We start from the raw sequence: 17,904 nt of genomic DNA on the forward strand, positions 1-17,904 counted from the left end.
TGCGGCCCGCCGTCGTCGCATTGACACCAGAGACCGCAAGGCCGATAGGAGCAACGATGACCACGCCCACCCCTGCCCCGACACCGTCCAGCGCCGAGGTTTCGGCCGAGATCACCCAGTGGCTGCGCCTGCAGCGCCGGGCCCACCGCGAGTTCGAGGTGCGGCTTGCGGCCGTCACGGACTGGGACGCCCCGACCCCCGACACCGAGTGGAACGTGCGCGACCTCGTGGCGCACGTTGTCGAGGAGCAGCAGTGGGTTCCCTGGCTGCTGTCGGGCCTGGAGACCGGTCACGCGCGTAGCCGCCTCCGCCCGCTGGAGGGGGACCTCCGGCAGGAGTGGCGCCTCTACTCGCTCGCCGCCACCACGGCCTGGCACGATGCCTCCCCCGCCGATCGGGTGCGGCTCTCCTACGACACCGTCGACATGATCGACTACCTCAAGGAGCAGGTCTCGGACGTCACCATCCACACCTGGGATCTGGCGCGCGCCGTGAACACCAACGAGAGCCTCGACGAGGAGCTGATCGAGGCGGTCTGGACCGTGTTCGCACCTCAGGAGGCGACCCTGCGCGCCAGTGGCCTGTTCGCGTCTCCGGTGCCCGTGCCCGAGGACGCCCCGCTTCAGTCACGGCTACTCGCGCTCACCGGGCGCGACGACCGCCCGGCCACGTAGGCGGCCGAGCCCGCCGGCAGGTAGACCAGATCGCGCGGGTGGCTGGCGCAGAGTTCGCGCTGAAGCGTGTCGAGCTGCATCCGCAACGCCTCGAGTTCGACGGCCAGGGCCGACGGATGCTCGTCGACCGCCTCGAGGAAGACGTTGCAGGCCGCGACCATCGCGTTCAGCGTGCCCCAGGCCGCCGATCGCGGCCGCAGCGACTGCCGGGCCGTGCGCACGTCTTTGCGCAGCAGCACGACCGAGCGCCGCACCCGGTTGAGGTCGGAATCGGGGTCGGCGCGGTCGAGCGACACCGGCCCCGCCAGTTGCTCGGGCGCGAGCGCGCGCCGTGAGGCCACCTCGAGGCTGAGCAGCCGCAGCGCGTTCACCTCGGCGGCCTTCTCGGTGCGCCGGCTCTTGCCGCGATCGATCAGCAGCGCGAGCAGAGCACCGGCGGTGACGCTCGTCGTGGTGACGAGGATCTGGGCGAGAACGACTTCCATACCCTCACGCTACGACCCACCACCGACACTGGTCCCCCGCTGACCGCAGGCCCCACCACCCTCCGCCGACCCGTCACTCAGTCCCGTTATACGGGCTTCAGAACGGGACTAAGTGACGGGTCGGCGGAGATGGGAATGCGGAAGGAGGGGTCACGAGGCGGCGGCGCGCTCCAGGACGAGTTCGCGCACACGGGCGGCGTCGGCCTGGCCCTTCATGGCCTTCATGACCGCGCCGATCACGGCGCCGGCGGCCTGCACCTTGCCGTCCTTGATCTTCGCGAGCACGTCGGGCTGGGCGGCGAGTGCCTCGTCGATCGCGGCGATCAGGGCGCCGTCGTCGGAGACCACGGCGAGCCCGCGGGCGTCGACGACCTCCTGCGGAGTGCCCTCGCCGTCGATGACGCCCTCGAGCACCTGGCGGGCCAGGCGGTCGTTCAGCGCACCGCTGTCGACGAGTGCCACGAGAGCCGCGACATCCGTCGGCGACACCAGGGCGGAGGGCTCGGCCGAACGCGCGTTCGCGATGCGCGAGATCTCGCCCGACCACCACTTGCGCGCCGCCTGCGGCGAGGCGCCGGCGGCCACGGTCGAGGTGACCTCCACCAGGAGCCCGGCGTTCTGCACGTCTTGGAACTCGAGATCGGTGAAGCCCCACTCGGCCTTGAGCCGGCGCCGGCGGGCGGCCGGGGGCTCGGGCAGGGCGGCACGCAGCTCTTCGATCAGCTCGGCCGAGGGCACGACCGGCAGCAGGTCGGGCTCGGGGAAGTACCGGTAGTCGTCGGCATCCGACTTCGGGCGACCGGCCGACGTGGTGCCGGTGTCTTCGTGCCAGTGCCGCGTCTCCTGCGTGATCGTGCCGCCGTCGGCCAGGATCGCCGCCTGACGCTGGATCTCGTAACGGATGGCGCGCTCCACCGAACGCAGCGAGTTCACGTTCTTGGTCTCGGTGCGGGTGCCGAGCGGCGCCGGCGGCTCGCCGGGCGCGGTGCGCGGGCGCAGCGAGATGTTCGCGTCGCAGCGCAGGTTGCCGCGCTCCATCCGGGCCTCGGAGATGCCGAGTGACACGACGATGTCACGGATGGTCGAGACGTACGCCTTCGCCAGCTCCGGAGCATCCTTCTCGGCGCCGTAGATGATGTCGGTGACGATCTCGACCAGCGGAACGCCGGCGCGGTTGTAGTCGACGAGCGAGTACTCGGCGCCCTGGATGCGACCGGTCGCGCCACCCACGTGGGTGAGCTTGCCGGCATCCTCCTCCATGTGCGCACGCTCGATCGGCACCGTGAACATCCGGCCGTCGGGCAGCTCGACCTCGACCGAGCCGCCGAAGGCGATGGGCTCGTCGAACTGCGAGATCTGGTAGTTCTTCGCCAGGTCGGGGTAGAAATAGTTCTTGCGCGCGAAGCGGCTCGAGGGCGCGATCGAGCAGCCGAGGGCGAGGCCCAGGCTGATCGAGTAGCGCACGGCCTGGCCGTTCACCACCGGCAGCGAGCCGGGCAGCCCGAGGCAGGTGGGCGTGATGTTCGTGTTGGGCTCGCCGCCGAAGTAGTTCGGGGCGCTCGAGAACATCTTGGTCTTCGTGGAGAGCTCGACGTGCACCTCGAAGCCGAGCACCGGCTCGAACAGCTCGAGGGCCTTGTCGTAGTCCATCAGTGCGGCCTTGGCCATCAGACGGCTCCTTCTTCTGCGGCGGTCATCTCGCCGGGGGCGAGATCCGGGGCCTGGCTGATCAGGGTGTGACCCCACTTGTCTTCGAGCAGGCGCTCGAGCGCGCCGCCGACGGTGTAGAGGCGGGCGTCTTCGCGAGCGGGGGCGAGGAACTGGATGCCGACCGGCAGCCCATCCTCCGCAGCCAGGCCCACGGGCAGCGAGATGCCGGGGATGCCGGCGAGGTTGGCCGGGATGGTGGCGATGTCGTTGAGGTACATCGCCATCGGGTCGCCGTCGTTCTGGCCGAGCTTGAACGCGGTGGTGGGCGCGGTCGGCGAGACCAGCACGTCGACGCCCGCGAAAGCGGCGGCGAAGTCGCGCTGCACGAGCGTGCGCACCTTCTGTGCGCTGCCGTAGTAGGCGTCGTAGTAGCCGGCGCTGAGGGCGTAGGTGCCGAGGATGATACGGCGCTTGGCCTCGGCGCCGAAGCCGGCCTCGCGCGTGGCCGACATCACGTCTTCGACCGTGCCGCCCCCGGGCGGGTTGACCCGCAGGCCGAAGCGCACGGAGTCGAACTTGGCCAGGTTGGAGGAGGCCTCGGCCGGCATGATCAGGTAGTAGGCCGAGATGGCGTACTCGAGGCTCGGCAGGCTCACCTCGGTGATCTCCGCACCGGCGGCGGCCAGGATGTCGAGCGCCTCGCGGAAGCGCTCGAGCACGCCGGGCTGGAAGCCCTCGCCGTCGAGCTCGCGGATGACCCCGATCTTGAGACCCTTCACATCGGCCCGCCGCACGGCCTCCGCCATGCTCGGCCACTCGTCGGTGAGCGAGGTGGAGTCGAGCGGGTCGTGCCCGCCGATGATGTCGTGCAGCAGCGCCGAGTCGAGCACGGTGCGGCTCACGGGGCCGATCTGGTCGAGGCTGGAGGCCAGCGCGATCGCGCCGTAGCGGCTCACCCCGCCGTAGGTGGGCTTCACGCCGACGGTGCCGGTGACGTGAGCGGGCTGACGGATCGAGCCGCCCGTGTCGCTGCCGAGCGCGAGAGGGGCTTCGAACGCGGCGACGGCCGCCGCCGATCCGCCCCCCGAGCCGCCCGGGATGCGCTCGAGGTCCCACGGATTGTGGGTGGGGCCGTAGGCGGAGTGCTCGGTGGAGGAGCCCATCGCGAACTCGTCCATGTTGGTCTTGCCGATCGGCACGAGGCCGGCGGCACGCAGCTTGGTCATGACGGTCGCGTCGTAGGGCGGCACCCAACCCTCGAGGATCTTCGACCCGCTCGTGGTGGGCATGTCGTTGGTGACGATCACGTCTTTGATGGCGATCGGGACGCCGGCCAGCGGATGCAGCGACTCGCCCGCGGCGCGACGCTCGTCGATGCGGGCCGCGGCGGCCAGGCTCAGCTCGGGGGCCGTGTGCAGGAAGGCGTGCACATCGGGGTCGACCGCGGCGATGCGGTCGAGGTGGGCCTTCGTGGCCTCGACGGAGGAGAGCTCGCCCGCGGTGAGCTTCTCGGCCAGGGCCGCGGCGGACAGGCGCACGATCTCGTGCTGCTGGTTCGTCACTGCTCTTCTCCCAGGATCGCGGTCACGCGGAAGCGCGATCCGTCGTGGTCGGGGGCGCCGGCGAGCGCCTGCTCGGTGGTGAGGGTGTTTCCGGGAACGTCGTCGCGGTAGACGTTCTGCAGCGGGATGGGGTGGCTGGTGGCCGGCACGTCGGCCGTGGCCACCTCCGACACCTTCGCGACGTTGTCGACGATCGAGCCGAGCTCTGTGGTGAGGCTCTCGATCTCGGCGGGCGTCAAGGCGATCCGAGCGAGGTTCGCGAGATGCGCGACCTGCTCCTGAGTGATTTCGGACATGGTGCTCCGGTGTTCTGTTCGCGAGGGGTGTGCGGCAATTCTACCGGGACGGGGCCCCGCGGGTCTCGATCGGACTCGATCAGACGGTGAGGTCCCCGAACCCGCCCTCGTCGTTCCGGTCAGCACGTGGTGGTGAGGAGTGGTGTCTGCACCGTAACCGGTCATGGGTGCGGGGCTGAGAGGTGACGGCCGAAGCCATGACGCTGCCCACCGCGCCTGCAGAGGACCGGATTGACCGCCGGCCCACGGTGTGTGCTCGCCCCGGCGCGCCTACCGACTCACCGTTCTCGTCGCTGCTCATCGCTGCGGTCTCGCTCGTGTCACCCGTGTGGTGGGAGCCGCCCGCGTGCCGAGCGCTGCCTGTCTACTCCCGGAGCTCGACCTCCCAGTTCGTGCGCTGGATGACGACGTCGAGTGCTCGCAGCTCGGCCGCCGTCTGGTCGGCCCGGGCCCGCAGCTCTTTCACGGGCAGCGCCGACATCTGGCGCAGTTCGCTGCGCAGCTGACGACGGTTCCAGTTTCCGGCGGCCGCATCGGCGGCTCGTACGAGGATGCTGTGCCGCGCCCGCAGCGTCTCGCGCTCGGCGAGCAGCGAGGTGACGGTGCGGCCCTCGCCGCCGGCTGTGCTGGTGGCGGTGGTGAGGACGGTGGCGTTGGTGAGGTTGACGGCCGTGACCAGCCGCTCCAGCTCGCCGAGCACGCCCAGGCACTCCTCGAGCAGCTCGGCCGCATCCTCGGTGGGGGTCTCGCCCTCCTGGTAGGAGGCGTTCGCCACGATCCGCGCCTGCAGCGCCTCGCTGCGCTTCTGCAGCTCGGCGCGCTCGAGCAGTGCTTCCGCCAGCCGCATCAGCTGCCCTCTCCATCGTCGGCCGTGGTCGTCGCCTCGGCCTCGGTCGTCTCCCCTGCTTCGGTCTCTGCCCCGGGAGCCGGCGGCAGCGCATCCGGACCCCGCGTCACCAGCAGGGCGAACTCGGCGGCGTCGATGATACGCAAACCCAGCGCCTCGGCCTTGCCGAGCTTGGAGCCCGCACCGGGACCGGCGGCCACGAAGTCGGTCTTCTTGCTGACGCTCGAGGCGGCCTTGCCCCCCGCGGCGATGATCGCCTCCAGCGCGCCCTCGCGGCTGTAGCCCTCGAGCGAACCGGTGGCCACCACGGTGATGCCCTCGAGCACTCCCCCGGCCCCCACGGCAGCCCCTGGCCCCGGATGCCCCGGCGTCGCGAACTGCACGCCCGCGGCGGCCCACTGATCCACGATCGCCTGATGCCAGTCCACGTCGAACCAGGCGATCAGCGCGTCGGCGATGATGCCGCCCACCCCGTCGACCGCCGCGAGTTCGTCGCGGGTGGCGGCGCGGATGGCCTCGATCGATCCGAAGTAGTCGGCCAGGGCACGAGCGGCCACCGGCCCCACATGGCGGATGCTGAGCGAGACCAGCATGCGCCAGAGCGGCTTGGTCTTGGCCTTCTCGATCTCGTCGAGCAGCTTGACGGCGTTGGCGGAGAGCACGAAGCCCTCGTCGCCGTCGAAGTCGTCGCCCGTGGCCTCGGGGTCGAAGGCCGGGTCGGTCTTCTGCCGCTTGCGCCGGAACGGAGCGACGACCTTGGGCGACTCGCCGTCTTTGTCGAGCTTCGGCATCCCGGTCTCGGAGTCGCGCACGATCACCCTGATGGGGAACAGATCGGACGGCTCCAGCGAGAACAGCCCCGCCTCGGTGTGCAACGGCGGATCGGCCGGCTCGAGCGGCTGCGTGAGCGCCGCGGCGCTCACCTCGCCGAGCACCTCGATGTCGAGACCGCCGCGCGATCCGACGTGCTCGACCCGCCCGCGCACCTGCGCCGGGCAGCTGCGCGCGTTGGGGCAGCGCAGGTCGATGTCGCCCTCCTTGGCGGGCGCGAGCGGCGTGCCGCACTCGGGGCATTCGGTGGGCATCACGAAGGCGCGCTCGCTGCCGTCGCGGAGCTCGACCACCGGCCCGAGCACCTCGGGGATGACGTCGCCGGCCTTGCGCAGCACCACGGTGTCGCCGATCAGCACACCCTTGGCCTTCACCACGTCTTGGTTGTGCAGCGTGGCCTGGCGCACCTCGGAGCCGGCCACCTCCACCTTCTCCATCACTGCGAACGGCGTCGCCCGCCCGGTGCGGCCCACGCTCACCACGATGTCGAGCAGCTTCGTGTTGACTTCTTCGGGCGGGTACTTGTAAGCCGTCGCCCACCGCGGCGCGCGGCTGGTGGCACCGAGCTCCTCGTGCAGGCGCAGGTCGTCGACCTTCACCACGATGCCGTCGATCTGGTGCTCCACGCTCGCGCGGTTGATGCCGTACGAGCGGATGAACTCCGCCACCTCGCCGATCGTGTCGAACACGCGGTAGTGCGTCGAGGTGGGCAGCCCCCAGGTCGCCAGCAGCTCGTAGACCTCCGACTGGGCCGAGACCGGCGGATCGGGCCAGGCCCCGATGCCGTGCACGAGCATCCGCAGCCGGTGCAGACGGTCGACCACGAGCGCGAGCTGCTTCTCGTTCTTGCCCTCGGACTTCTGCCGCAGCGATCCGGCCGCCGCGTTGCGCGGGTTGGCGAACACGCGCTCGCCCGCGGCCTCCTGCGCCGCGTTCAACTCGTCGAACGAAGCGACGGGGAAGAAGATCTCACCGCGCACCTCGACGAGCGGAGGATGCCCCGTGCCCTTCAGCCGGGCCGGGATCGACGCGATCTGCAGCACGTTCTCGGTGACGTCTTCACCCACCACGCCGTCACCCCGGGTGGCGGCCGTGACGAGCACGCCGTTCTCGTAGCGGAGGTTGATGGCCAGGCCGTCGATCTTCAGTTCGGAGAGGAAGCGCACCGTCGTGGCTCCGGCATCGCGAACCACCTTGGCGGCCCACTCGTCGAGCTCCTCCTCGCTGAACACGTTGTCGAGGCTGAGCATCCGCTCGGCGTGGGTGACCGGCGTGAACATGGTGGTGACGGCGCGGCCGCCCACGGTCTGCGTGGGGCTGTCAGGCGACTGCAGCTCGGGATGCGCGCGCTCGAGCTCGTCGAGCCGGCGCACCATGACGTCGTAATCCTGGTCGGTGACCGTGGAGGCGTTCTTCTCGTAGTACTCGTCGCGCAGCTCGAGGATGCGCGTGGTGAGCGCCACCGCTTCGTCGCGCGCCGCCTCGAGATCGCCCGGCGTCTCGCTGCGCAGGACGCCGCCCTCGGACGAGCCGGCGGATGCCGCCTCCCCTTCCTTCTGCTGGGCTGCGGATGCCCTCCCCCGCGGCGCCATCAGACGGCGGCCGGAACGGGAGCGGTGCCGGCAGCGACGCCGACGGTGTCGACGCCGACGGTATCGACGCTGACGGTATCGACGCTGACGGTGCGGTCGATCGTGCACTGCCCCAACACGCGCGTACCCACGTACACGACCGCGGTCTGCCCGGGAGCGACTCCGTTCAGCGGAGTGACCGGGGTGATGACGAGCTCGGGCGAACCCCCGGCGTCATCTCGCACCCGCGCCACGGCGTCGACCGGATCGGCATGCGCCCTGATCTGCACCTGGCACGCGAAGTCGAGCTCCGGATGCTCGGGCGCGAGCCCGGCCCAGGTGAAGCGCCAGCCCGCGATCTCGGCGATGTCGAGTGCCTCCTTCGGGCCCACCACCACCGTGTTCTCCTTCGGGCGCACCTCGAGAACGAAGCGGGGCTTGCCGTCGGCGGCGGGCATCCCGAGCTTGAGGCCCCGGCGCTGGCCGACCGTGAAGGCGTGCGCGCCCTCGTGCGAGCCGACGACGTCGCCCGAACGGTCGACGATGTCGCCCGTGGCGGTGCCGACCCGCTCGGCCAGCCAGCCGCTCGTGTCTCCGTCGGGGATGAAGCAGATGTCGTGGCTGTCGGGCTTGTTCGCCACCGAGAAGCCGCGCGCGGCGGCCTCGGCCCGCACCTCGGCCTTCGAGGGCGTGGCACCGAGCGGGAACAGGCTGTGTGCGATCTGCTCGGCCGTCAGCACGCCGAGCACATAGGACTGGTCTTTGGCCCAGGCGGCCGCGCGGTGCAGCTCGCGGTTGCCCGCCGCATCCGTAGAGATGGTGGCGTAGTGGCCGGTGCAGACCGCGTCGAAGCCGAGGTCGAGGGCCTTCTCGAGCAGGGCGGCGAACTTGATGCGCTCGTTGCAGCGCATGCACGGGTTCGGCGTGCGGCCCGCCGAGTACTCGGCGATGAAGTCGTCGACCACGTCGGCCTTGAACCGCTCGGAGAAGTCCCACACGTAATAGGGGATGCCGATCTTGTTGGCGGCGCGCTGCGCATCCATCGAGTCTTCGATCGTGCAGCAGCCGCGGCTGCCGGTGCGCAGCGTGCCGGGCATGCGGCTGAGCGCCAGGTGCACGCCCACCACCTCGTGGCCCGCTTCGACCGCGCGGGCGGCGGCGACCGCGGAGTCGACCCCTCCGCTCATTGCTGCGAGAACCTTCATGCGTCCAGCATACGGCGGGCGTCCGACAGTGGAACGGGAGGCCAGGCGCAGCGCAACGGCGGGCGATTCGCACCGGAATTCGGGGGAATGCCCAGAGTCGCGGTGCAGAATGAGAGGGATGTCAGCACTGCTCGAGGCGCCGCGCGAGACCCGGGCCGCCAGCCCGCGACGCCGGCCCCGAAACCGCACGGGGGCGGCGGTCGTGGTGTGCGTGCTCGCGCTGCTTCTCGCGGTGTCTCTGGGGTTGCACGTGCTGGTTCCCGAGCTGTTCGGGCTGTCGCTGCTGTTCGAATCGGCGCTCCCCTGGGTCGGCCTGGCCGTCCCGGTCGTGCTGCTCGCCGCGTTCATCACGCGCAGCAAGGGGGCCGTGATCGCCGCGCTCGTGCCCGCGGTGGTCTGGGGTGCGATGTTCGTGCCCGGGATCGTGCCGCTCTCCTGGAGCGCACCCGCGGCATCCGGAGACACGCTCACCGTCGCGAGCCAGAACGTGGAGGCCGGATCGGGCACGGCCGCCGAGTCGGCCCGCGCGCTGGCGGCGACCGGCGCGCAGGTCATCGCGATGCAGGAGATGGACGACGAGGGCCGCGCCCAGGTCGAGAGCGTGCTGAGCGAGAGCTACCCCTATTCCTACGGCATCGGCACGGTCGGCGTCTGGAGCGCCTACCCGATCGAGAACGCGCAGGCACTGGATCTCGGCCTCGGCTGGCAGCGCGGCATCGCCGCCGACCTCTCGACCCCCTCGGGACTGGTCAGCATCTACGTGGTGCACGCCGCATCCGCTCGCCCCGACGACCACGCCACCCGCGACGAGATGCTCGCGAACCTGGCCGACTACGTTCCGCGCGACGAGAACTCGCGCCTGCTGATGCTCGGCGACTTCAACGCCGGCAGCTCGGACCGCAACATGGCCGGCCTGTTCGGCTCCCTCAGTGAGGCGAACCAGACGGATGGCGGCTTCGGCTTCACCTGGCCCGCCTCGATGCCCGTCACCCGCCCCGACCACGTGCTGCAGCGCGGCATGTCGGTCACGTCGAACACGACGCTGCGCGTCGGTGACTCCGACCACCTGGCCGTGGTCACTTCGCTGAACCTGTAGCCTCTCTGCCGCGCGGAGTTGCCAGGCCCGTGTGCACCGCCGGGCCCGGATGCTCGGCGCGGCAGCCCACTCGGGACGGCAGCCCACTCGGCGCGGCAGCGTGATCGGCGCGGCAGCGTGCTCGGCGCTGCAGTCTGCTCGGCGCGGCAGCCTAGATGCGCGGCGGGGCGCCGGCCCCATCCGGCTCGTCGCCCGAGGGCTCGACCACGTGTGGAGCGGTGCCGGCCCGCTCGCGCTCGATCGGGCGCTGCCAGACGGAGATCCCGACGGCGATCAGTCCCGCCCCCAGCGCCAAGAGCAGTCCCCCGACGAGGTGCAGCCGCCCGGTGAAGCTCCACCCCGCCGCCGCTCCCACCCCTCCCCCACATCCCCCGCGCGACCGACCCCGCACTCGGGTCGCAGGATCACGTCCAACCCCCACGGTTTAGACGTAATCCTGCGACCTGGAACGGCGGTCAAGGGCGAGTGCCTGCGCGACGCGCTGCACCGTCTCGTGGCGACGACTACCCAGGCCCTTCTTGCGAACCTGCACGACGTAGTGGGCGGCACGGCGGAACGAATCCAGACGCACGGCGTCCTTTTCGAACTGGTCGAAGTCGTTCCGATGCTGGTCTCCGTCGTATTCCACGACCACACGCTGCTCGCGATAGAGCATGTCTGCGTAACCGAGCAGGTCGCCGTCGCCATCGCGGATCTCCTGGCCCAACTCCGGCTCCGGCAGGCCACCGCGCACCAGAAGTAGGCGCAGTAGGGTCTCCCTCCTCGATTCGGCTCCGGATCGCACGTCGCGGGCAGCGGAGCGGACGGCCCGCGCTCCAGCGCCGCGGTAACTCAGGGCCCTGCTCCTCAGCTGATCGAGACCCGCGTACGGACGTCGCTCTCCTGCTTCTCCGATGCGGGGATCGAGGACGAGGTAGTCACCGACGGCGACCAGGTCGTCGTGCGAGAGGATCGATCCCAGGCGGCACAGCATCCCGAATCGTCGGACGACCTCCAGGTCGCCTGCCGCGAGCCGATGGCCGTGTACGCCGTTCGCGCGGGGAATCGCCCTCGGCTTCACGACAGCGACGTCGAGCGGTCGCGCCGTCTCAAGCCGTCGGGGCAGCGGCATCCTCCACAGACGCGCTGCCGTCACATGGCTGAAGAAGTGGCCGTCCGGGCTGCGAAGAAGATACACCGCGCACAGGCCTCGGAGCGTGAGCGTCGTCGATGCGGGGATCCGTACCCCCGAGAACGGTCTGCGGAGATCCGGTCCACGCAGGCGTTCGCGGCCGAGGCCCGCATCGTCGCCGTCCCGAACCGAGAATGCCCCGCGCTCGAACCGGTCGGGGAGGGGAACATGTTTCGGCACACGCTTAGACTCCCCCATCCCCTCGCAGAATGTGAGTTATCCACAGCCTTGCGTACGTTCTGGGCGGCCGGATCTCACCCGGGTCGCGCGATGACGTCCACAATCAGCCGTGTGGACGTGATCCTGCGACCTCGGTGAGGGGTCAGGGGGCGGAGGGGGCTCGGGTGGAGAGACCGGCGCGGGAGGCTGCGGCGTAGGCCGCGGGGAGGGCGGACACGAGGGCGTCGACCTCGGCGGGGGTGGTTCCGTGGCCCAGGGTGAAGCGGAGGGCGCCGAGGGCCTCGGGCTCGGGCACGCCCATCGCGGTGAGCACGTGCGAGACCTCGGGCACGCCCGCCTGACAGGCCGACCCCGTCGAGACCGAGAAGCCCGCCATGTCGAGCAGGAACAGCAGCGAGTCGCCTTGCGCCCCCGGGAACGTGAAGTGCACGTTGCCCGGCAGTCGCCCCTCGGGTGCGGGGTCGCCCCGCAGAACGGCCTCGGGAACGGCATCCTGAACCCCCGCGATCAGGCGGTCACGCAGCCCCGCGAGCTCCTCCACGAACGACAGGCCATCGGATGCCGCGGCCGCGGCACCACCCAGCTCGCGGCTCACCTCCGCGGCGGCCGCCGCGAACGCCACCGCCCCCGCCACGTCTTGCGTACCGGAGCGCACGCGCTGCTGGTTGCCGCCGTGGATGAGCGGCTCCACCTCGCTGCGCCGCGCCAGCACGAGCGCCCCGATCCCCACGGGGCCGCCGATCTTGTGCGCCGACACGCTCAGCGCATCCGCCCCCACGGCGGCGAAGTCGATCGGCAGGTACCCGTACGCGGCCACCGCGTCGACGTGCACCGGCACGCCGTGCGCGCGCGCCACCGCCACCAGCGCCGCGACATCCTGCACCGTGCCCACCTCGTTGTTGGCCCAGAGGAGCGTCACCAGAGCCACGGATGCGCCGTGCTCCGCGAGCGCCGCCTCGAGCACGGCGGGCGACAGCCGCCCGAGCGGATCGATGGGCAGCCGCACCACGGAGGCCCCCTCGTGCCGAACCAGCCAGTCGATCGCGTCGACGGTGGCGTGGTGCTCCCCGCCCGGGGCGAGGATGACGGGGCGGGCACCGGATGCCACGGCCACCGCATCCGCAACCGGCGCCGAGCCACGGCCCGCCGCCGCATCCCCCTGCCGCTTCCACCACAGCCCCTTGATGCCGAGGTTGATCGACTCCGTGCCCCCCGAGGTGAAGATCACCTCGATCGGCTCCGCGCCGAGCGAGGCCGCCACGACCTCGCGCGACTCCTCGAGCAGGCGCTTCGCCTCCTGCCCCTGGCTGTGGATCGACGAGGGGTTGCCCACCACGCCGAGCGCGTCGACGTAGGCGGTACGCGCGGTGGGACGCATCGGCGTGGTGGCCGCGTGGTCGAGGTAGACGGGCATCCGGAGCGATCCAAGAGAGAGGGGGAGCACGATTTCGGGCGGTGAGACGCCTGCAACTACTCTAAGTCTCATGACCCCGGCCGACCCCCTCGCTCGGCTCGGCGTTCGTACGACCTCCCACGGCGGAGAACTGCGCGTCTGGTCCGAGAACGCCACGAGCATCGACCTCTGCCTCTACGACCACAAAGACCCCAACTGGGTCTACAAGTCGGTGCCGCTCACCCGCGACGCGAACGGTGTGTGGACCGGCCGTTCGCGCTCGCTGGTCCCCGGCCGCCGGTACACACTGAAGGTCGACGGGCCCACCGGCGCCGAGCATCCGCAGAACGCCTTCGACCCGAGCATCCCGCTGCTCGACCCGTATTCGCGCGGCATCGTGCGCGCGGGGCGCGAGTTCCGGAGCGTGATGGTCGACGAGGAGTTCAACTGGAACGGCGTCACCAAGCCCAACACCCCGCTCGACCACACCGTCATCTACGAGGCCCACGTGAAGGGCCTGAGCAAGATCAACAGCCGCATCCCCGAACACCTGCGCGGCACGTACGCCGGCCTCGCGCACGAGTCGAGCATCGGCTACCTCAAGAGCCTCGGCGTCACCGCCGTGCAGCTGCTGCCCGTGCACGCCTTCGTGAGCGAGCAGCGCCTGCAGAAGCAGGGGCTCAGCAACTACTGGGGCTACAACACCCTCGGCTTCTTCGCCCCGCACAACCTCTACGCCTCGAAGGCCGCGCAGGCCGAGGGGCCGAGCGCCATCCTGCGCGAGTTCAAGGGCATGGTGAAGCTGCTGCACGAGGCCGGGCTCGAGGTGCTGCTCGACGTGGTCTACAACCACACCGCCGAAGAGGGGCGGATGGGCCCGACCACGAGCTTCCGCGGCATCGACAACGCCTCCTACTATCGGCAGACGGCCCGGGGCGACTACGTCGACGTCACCGGATGCGGCAACTCGATCGACACCGCGACGCCCGCTGTCACCCGGCTCATCCTCGACTCGCTCAAGTACTGGGCGAACGAGGTGCAGATCGACGGCTTCCGCTTCGACCTGGCGGCCACGCTGGGGCGGAACGGCGACCACTACTACGACCCGCAGCATCCGCTGATCACCGGGATCGTCTCGGATCCGGAGCTCGCCGGCGTGAAGATGATCGCCGAGCCCTGGGACGTGGGCATGGGCGGCTGGCAGACCGGCAACTTCCCGGAGGGCTGGTCGGAGTGGAACGACCGCTTCCGCGACCGGATGCGCAAGTTCTGGCTGCGCGACATCAAGTCGATCCGCGAGAACGGCAACCCCGGCGACGGGGTCGGGATGCTCGCCACCCGCATCGCCGGGTCGTCGAACACGTTCTCGCAGCAGCGGGGGCCTTTGGCATCCGTCAACTTCGTGACCGCCCACGACGGCTTCACACTCGCCGACCTCACGGCCTACAACGTCAAGCACAACGTCGGCAACGGTGAGGCGAACCGCGACGGCACCGACAACAACATGTCGTACAACCACGGCATCGAGGGGCCGACCACCTCACGGCCGATCGAGCAGTCGCGACGACGGGCGATGCGCAACCTGATGGGCACGCTGCTGCTCTCGGCCGGCGTGCCGATGATCACCGCCGGCGACGAGTTCGGCCGCTCGCAGAAGGGCAACAACAACGCCTACTGCCACGACTCCGAGCTGACCTGGATCAGCTGGGACCGCCGCACCTGGCAGAAGGACCTCTGGCGCACCACCCAGCACCTGCTGCGGGTGCGACGGGAGAACCCGGCCCTGCGGCCCGTGCGATACGGCGTGTTCGGCGAGCGCACGCCCAGCGCCAGCCAGATGGACTGGTACGACGCCGCCGGCGAGTCGATGTCGATCAGCGACTGGAACTCCCCCGAGAACCGCACCCTCGTGTACGTGGCGGCGTCGACTCCCGAGCACGAGCCGCTGAACCGCATCCTGACCGTGATCCACGGGGTGGAGGCGCCGATCACGGTGACGCTGCCCGTGCACGACGGGGTGTCGGCGTATGAACTGCTGTGGGATTCGGCTCAGGATGCGCCGGAGGTGCATCATCACGGAGAACCTCTGCCGCGCTTCGCTCCAGGCGAGAGCGTCAATGTCGCGGCGGCGTCCCTGCAGCTGTATCGGGCTGTCTAGAAGTCTTGCTGTGTTAGCTGCCGGTCGCGCCGGGCTTTGCTCGGCGTGACCGGGCTGCGCCGGTCCCTGCCCGGCGCAGCGCGACATGTGAGCGCGCGGTCGACGGGCGCGGGCTTCGCTCGCACCCGTCGGCCACACGCTCACCTTGGGTCGTTGAGTACGGCCTGAGACATTGGGTGCTCGACCTCGCGCCGCGAGACTCCGGATGTTTCACCTTGCGCCCCGACGCTTCGGGCGCTTCGCCTCGTGCCCTGGGACTGCGGTCGCTCCACCCCACACCCCGAGACTCCGGATGCTCCATCCCACACCCCGAGACTCCGGATGCTCCACCCCTTCCCCGAGACTCCGGGCGCTCCACCCCACACCCCGAGACTCCGGACGCTCCACCCCTTCCCCGAGACTCCGGGCGCTCCACCCCTTCCCCGAGACTCCGGGCGCTCCACCCCACACCCCGAGACTCCGGACGCTCCACCCCACACCCCGAGACTACGGATGCCTTGCCGCACGCCCTGAGGCTGCGGGCGCTGGGGCCGGGCTAGTGGGCCGCCGCGAGGGGGGTGCCCTTGCCGGAGGGGAGGAAGAGGGCCACTACCGCCGCCAGGAAGAGGACTGCGGCGCCTACCGCGATCGCGGGGACGGCGGCCGCGACGTAGCCGGTGGGGGTGAAGGTGCCGCCGGCACCCGTGAAGACCGCCGTGAGCACCGCGATGCCGAGGGCCACACCGATCTCGCGGAGGGTGGAGTTCGTGCCCGAAGCCTTGGCGTTGTCGGCCGGGGTCATGTTGGCCAGCACCGCCGTCGAGATGGGGGCGAAGACCAGCCCCATGCCGACACCGGCGAACACGAACGCCGGCACGAGCACGCCGTAGTCGAGCGTGGTCGACATCACCGCCGCGAGCCACGCCACACCCGTGCCCTGCAGCAGCAGCCCCACCACGACGAGCAGGCGCGTGCCCACCCGCGGCGCGATCATCCCGGCCAGGGGCGCGATCACCATCGGGGCGAGCGTCCAGGGCATCGTCATCACGCCCGCCTCGAGCGGGGTCGCGCCGCCGACGATCTGCAGGTACTGGATCAGGATGAACACCGACCCGAAGATGCCGAAGCTGAACGTGAGCCCCACCACGTTCGCCACGGTGAACGACCGGTCGCGGAACAACCGCAGCGGCAGCAGCGGGTTCGGCACCCGCCGCTCCCACAGGATGAACGCGGCCATCAGCACGGCACCGGCGGCGAGCGCTCCCACGACCTCGAGGCTCCCCCAGCCCGCGTCGTTGCCGCGCACGATCCCGTACACGATCCCGAGCACGCCGAGGCCGGCGAGCAGCACCCCCACCACATCGGCCCGCAGCCGCGCCCCGAACGAGTTCGGCAACGCGAACAGCACGAGCGGCACGCTCAGGATGCCCACGGGCACGTTCAGCCAGAAGATCGCGTCCCAGTTCCAGCCCTGGATCACGGCCCCGCCGATCAGCGGGCCGAGCGCCACCCCGAGGCCGGAGATCCCGCCCCAGACACCGATCGCGAGCGGCCGGAACCGCGCACTCACCGAGCCCACGAGCAACGTGAGCGAGAGCGGCATCAGCGCGGCCGCACCCACGCCCTGCACCGCGCGGGCCGCGATGAGCATCCACGGTTCGGTGCTGAGGGCGCAGAGAGCGGAGGCCACGGTGAACAGCGCGATCCCCGCGATGAAGACGTTCCGCCGCCCGAGCCGGTCACCGAGCGCCACGGCGAGCAGCATGAACGTGGCAAAGCTCAGCGTGTAGGCGTTCACGAACCACTGCAGCTGCTCGATCGAGGCGTTCAGCTCGCGGCCGAGCACCGGCAGGGCGCTGGTGACCACGAGGTTGTCGAGCGTGGCCATGAACATCGGGATGCTCGCGGCGACGATGGCGAGCCAGATCGGAATGCGGCGACGGGTGGTGCCGGGCGCAGCATCCGCAGCCCCGTCGAGCGGGGTGGACACGGATTCCACCGCTTCGGTGAGTGCCATGAGCAGCTCCTTCGGAAGAGTTAGGTAATCGGATGATTACTAAGACCACCGTAAGTAATCGACTGATACCATGTCAAGTGTGAGCGAGAAACGATCCCGGATGCCCGCCGAAGAGCGCCGCGAGCTGGTGCTGGACGCCGCGATGACGGTCTTCGGCGAACTCGGCTACGCGGGGGCGACCACCGACATGGTCGCGAGGGCCGCCGGCGTCAGCCAGCCCTACGTCGTGCGGATGTTCGGCACAAAGGAGCAGCTCTTCCTCGACGTGCTCGGCCGCGCGCTCGACGCCATCATGCAGGCGTTCCGCACCGCGATCGCCGGCGACCCCGGTCTACCTCTGCAGCGCCGGCTGGGCCTCGCGTACTTCGAGCTCACCGCGAACCGCGGCATCCTGCTCTGCCTGATGCACGCCTTCGCGCTCGGCGCCGACCCGGTGATCGGCCCGGCCGCCCGCTGCGGCTTCATGGAGGTGTACCAGCTGCTCCGCGAGGAGGGCGGCATGGACGCCGCCGAGGCCTCGGAGTTTCTGGCCGGCGGGATGCTCGCCAACGTCGTCCTCGGCGTGCGCCTGTTCGACGACTACGACGGCGATCCCGCCGTGCAGGAGCTGATGGGCGCCGTCTTCCCCGAGAAGCTCGACCTCATCCGCCGCTCGCACCCGCCGCTCCCCGCGGCCACCCCCGCCCGGGCGCAGCCCCAGCTGCCCCGTTAGCCACTGCCCACACATCACCCGGGCAAGCCGCCGAGCGGCGACTTGGCAGAAGTCGCCGCTTTCCGCGGCCACTTGCC

Annotated in this window: 15 protein-coding genes; 4 read left to right on the forward strand and 11 right to left on the reverse strand. The window is 70.5% G+C overall.

Going from position 1 to position 17,904, the window contains the following annotated elements:
- Positions 1–56: 56 nt before the first annotated feature.
- Positions 57–674, forward strand: a complete 618-nt coding sequence (locus ACN4JJ_RS09640) for a TIGR03086 family metal-binding protein (RefSeq protein WP_440709695.1) — start codon at positions 57–59, stop codon at positions 672–674.
- Here ACN4JJ_RS09640 and ACN4JJ_RS09645 read toward each other — a convergent pair.
- The 7 genes from ACN4JJ_RS09645 to mnmA all read right to left on the reverse strand — a co-directional run bounded on the left by ACN4JJ_RS09645 (position 623) and on the right by mnmA (position 9,121).
- Positions 623–1,159 carry a hypothetical protein gene (locus ACN4JJ_RS09645; protein WP_440709696.1) on the reverse strand — a complete coding sequence of 179 codons (537 nt, stop codon included), beginning with the start codon at positions 1,157–1,159 and terminating at the stop codon, positions 623–625. The genes ACN4JJ_RS09640 and ACN4JJ_RS09645 overlap by 52 nt on opposite strands.
- Before the next feature lie 150 nt (positions 1,160–1,309).
- Positions 1,310–2,827 (reverse strand): Asp-tRNA(Asn)/Glu-tRNA(Gln) amidotransferase subunit GatB, encoded by a 1,518-nt coding sequence (gene gatB / locus ACN4JJ_RS09650; RefSeq protein WP_440709697.1) that lies wholly within the window; start codon positions 2,825–2,827, stop codon positions 1,310–1,312.
- Entirely contained in the window at positions 2,827–4,371 is a 1,545-nt protein-coding gene (gene gatA / locus ACN4JJ_RS09655; protein ID WP_440709698.1) for an Asp-tRNA(Asn)/Glu-tRNA(Gln) amidotransferase subunit GatA, read from the reverse strand. The genes gatB and gatA overlap by 1 nt, the downstream gene beginning before the upstream one ends.
- Complete coding sequence (gene gatC, locus ACN4JJ_RS09660) at positions 4,368–4,667, reverse strand: Asp-tRNA(Asn)/Glu-tRNA(Gln) amidotransferase subunit GatC (RefSeq protein ID WP_440709699.1); 300 nt, start codon at positions 4,665–4,667, stop codon at positions 4,368–4,370. Before gatC ends, gatA begins: the two co-directional genes overlap by 4 nt.
- A gap of 364 nt (positions 4,668–5,031) precedes the next feature.
- Complete coding sequence (locus ACN4JJ_RS09665) at positions 5,032–5,514, reverse strand: DIP1984 family protein (protein ID WP_440709700.1); 483 nt, start codon at positions 5,512–5,514, stop codon at positions 5,032–5,034.
- On the reverse strand, positions 5,514–7,937 hold the full coding sequence (gene ligA / locus ACN4JJ_RS09670) for an NAD-dependent DNA ligase LigA (RefSeq protein WP_440709701.1): 2,424 nt from the start codon (positions 7,935–7,937) through the stop codon (positions 5,514–5,516). Before ligA ends, ACN4JJ_RS09665 begins: the two co-directional genes overlap by 1 nt.
- Positions 7,937–9,121 carry a tRNA 2-thiouridine(34) synthase MnmA gene (gene mnmA, locus ACN4JJ_RS09675; RefSeq protein ID WP_440709702.1) on the reverse strand — a complete coding sequence of 395 codons (1,185 nt, stop codon included), beginning with the start codon at positions 9,119–9,121 and terminating at the stop codon, positions 7,937–7,939. Before mnmA ends, ligA begins: the two co-directional genes overlap by 1 nt.
- A gap of 118 nt (positions 9,122–9,239) precedes the next feature.
- Between mnmA and ACN4JJ_RS09680 the strand changes: the two genes are divergently transcribed.
- Positions 9,240–10,217, forward strand: coding sequence for an endonuclease/exonuclease/phosphatase family protein (locus ACN4JJ_RS09680; RefSeq protein ID WP_440709703.1), 978 nt, complete (start codon positions 9,240–9,242; stop codon positions 10,215–10,217).
- Between the two features lie 151 nt (positions 10,218–10,368).
- Here the strand turns inward: ACN4JJ_RS09680 and ACN4JJ_RS09685 are convergent, their stop codons facing one another.
- From ACN4JJ_RS09685 to ACN4JJ_RS09695, 3 genes are all read right to left on the reverse strand, one after another.
- Positions 10,369–10,572 (reverse strand): hypothetical protein, encoded by a 204-nt coding sequence (locus tag ACN4JJ_RS09685; RefSeq protein WP_440709704.1) that lies wholly within the window; start codon positions 10,570–10,572, stop codon positions 10,369–10,371.
- A gap of 69 nt (positions 10,573–10,641) precedes the next feature.
- Positions 10,642–11,568, reverse strand: a complete 927-nt coding sequence (locus ACN4JJ_RS09690) for a putative endonuclease domain-containing protein (RefSeq protein ID WP_440709705.1) — start codon at positions 11,566–11,568, stop codon at positions 10,642–10,644.
- A 142-nt stretch (positions 11,569–11,710) separates the two neighbouring features.
- Complete coding sequence (locus ACN4JJ_RS09695) at positions 11,711–12,982, reverse strand: cysteine desulfurase family protein (protein ID WP_440709706.1); 1,272 nt, start codon at positions 12,980–12,982, stop codon at positions 11,711–11,713.
- A 70-nt stretch (positions 12,983–13,052) separates the two neighbouring features.
- On the opposite strand from ACN4JJ_RS09695, the gene glgX reads away from it, so the two are divergent.
- Entirely contained in the window at positions 13,053–15,119 is a 2,067-nt protein-coding gene (glgX, locus tag ACN4JJ_RS09700; RefSeq protein WP_440709707.1) for a glycogen debranching protein GlgX, read from the forward strand.
- Positions 15,120–15,654: 535 nt separating this feature from the next.
- On the opposite strand, the gene ACN4JJ_RS09705 is transcribed toward glgX, so the two are convergent.
- A complete protein-coding gene (locus tag ACN4JJ_RS09705; protein ID WP_440709708.1) occupies positions 15,655–17,115 on the reverse strand; it encodes a DHA2 family efflux MFS transporter permease subunit in 1,461 nt (486 codons plus the stop codon).
- Positions 17,116–17,194: 79 nt separating this feature from the next.
- Between ACN4JJ_RS09705 and ACN4JJ_RS09710 the strand changes: the two genes are divergently transcribed.
- Positions 17,195–17,827 (forward strand): TetR/AcrR family transcriptional regulator, encoded by a 633-nt coding sequence (locus ACN4JJ_RS09710; RefSeq protein WP_440709709.1) that lies wholly within the window; start codon positions 17,195–17,197, stop codon positions 17,825–17,827.
- Positions 17,828–17,904 lie beyond the last annotated feature (77 nt).

It is taken from the genome of Herbiconiux dendrobii (genome assembly GCF_052048175.1).
GTDB lineage: Bacteria > Actinomycetota > Actinomycetes > Actinomycetales > Microbacteriaceae > Herbiconiux.

Bases quoted from the DNA above. Each gene is read 5' to 3' on its own strand.
- glgX (WP_440709707.1), top strand. From the start codon at position 13,053: ATGACCCCGGCCGACCCCCTCGCTCGGCTCGGCGTTCGTACGACCTCC.
- ACN4JJ_RS09665 (WP_440709700.1), bottom strand. From the start codon at position 5,514: ATGCGGCTGGCGGAAGCACTGCTCGAGCGCGCCGAGCTGCAGAAGCGC.
- mnmA (WP_440709702.1), bottom strand. From the start codon at position 9,121: ATGAAGGTTCTCGCAGCAATGAGCGGAGGGGTCGACTCCGCGGTCGCC.
- ACN4JJ_RS09645 (WP_440709696.1), bottom strand. From the start codon at position 1,159: ATGGAAGTCGTTCTCGCCCAGATCCTCGTCACCACGACGAGCGTCACC.
- ACN4JJ_RS09680 (WP_440709703.1), top strand. From the start codon at position 9,240: ATGTCAGCACTGCTCGAGGCGCCGCGCGAGACCCGGGCCGCCAGCCCG.
- ACN4JJ_RS09640 (WP_440709695.1), top strand. From the start codon at position 57: ATGACCACGCCCACCCCTGCCCCGACACCGTCCAGCGCCGAGGTTTCG.
- gatB (WP_440709697.1), bottom strand. From the start codon at position 2,827: ATGGCCAAGGCCGCACTGATGGACTACGACAAGGCCCTCGAGCTGTTC.
- ACN4JJ_RS09705 (WP_440709708.1), bottom strand. From the start codon at position 17,115: ATGGCACTCACCGAAGCGGTGGAATCCGTGTCCACCCCGCTCGACGGG.
- gatC (WP_440709699.1), bottom strand. From the start codon at position 4,667: ATGTCCGAAATCACTCAGGAGCAGGTCGCGCATCTCGCGAACCTCGCT.
- ACN4JJ_RS09695 (WP_440709706.1), bottom strand. From the start codon at position 12,982: ATGCCCGTCTACCTCGACCACGCGGCCACCACGCCGATGCGTCCCACC.
- ligA (WP_440709701.1), bottom strand. From the start codon at position 7,937: ATGGCGCCGCGGGGGAGGGCATCCGCAGCCCAGCAGAAGGAAGGGGAG.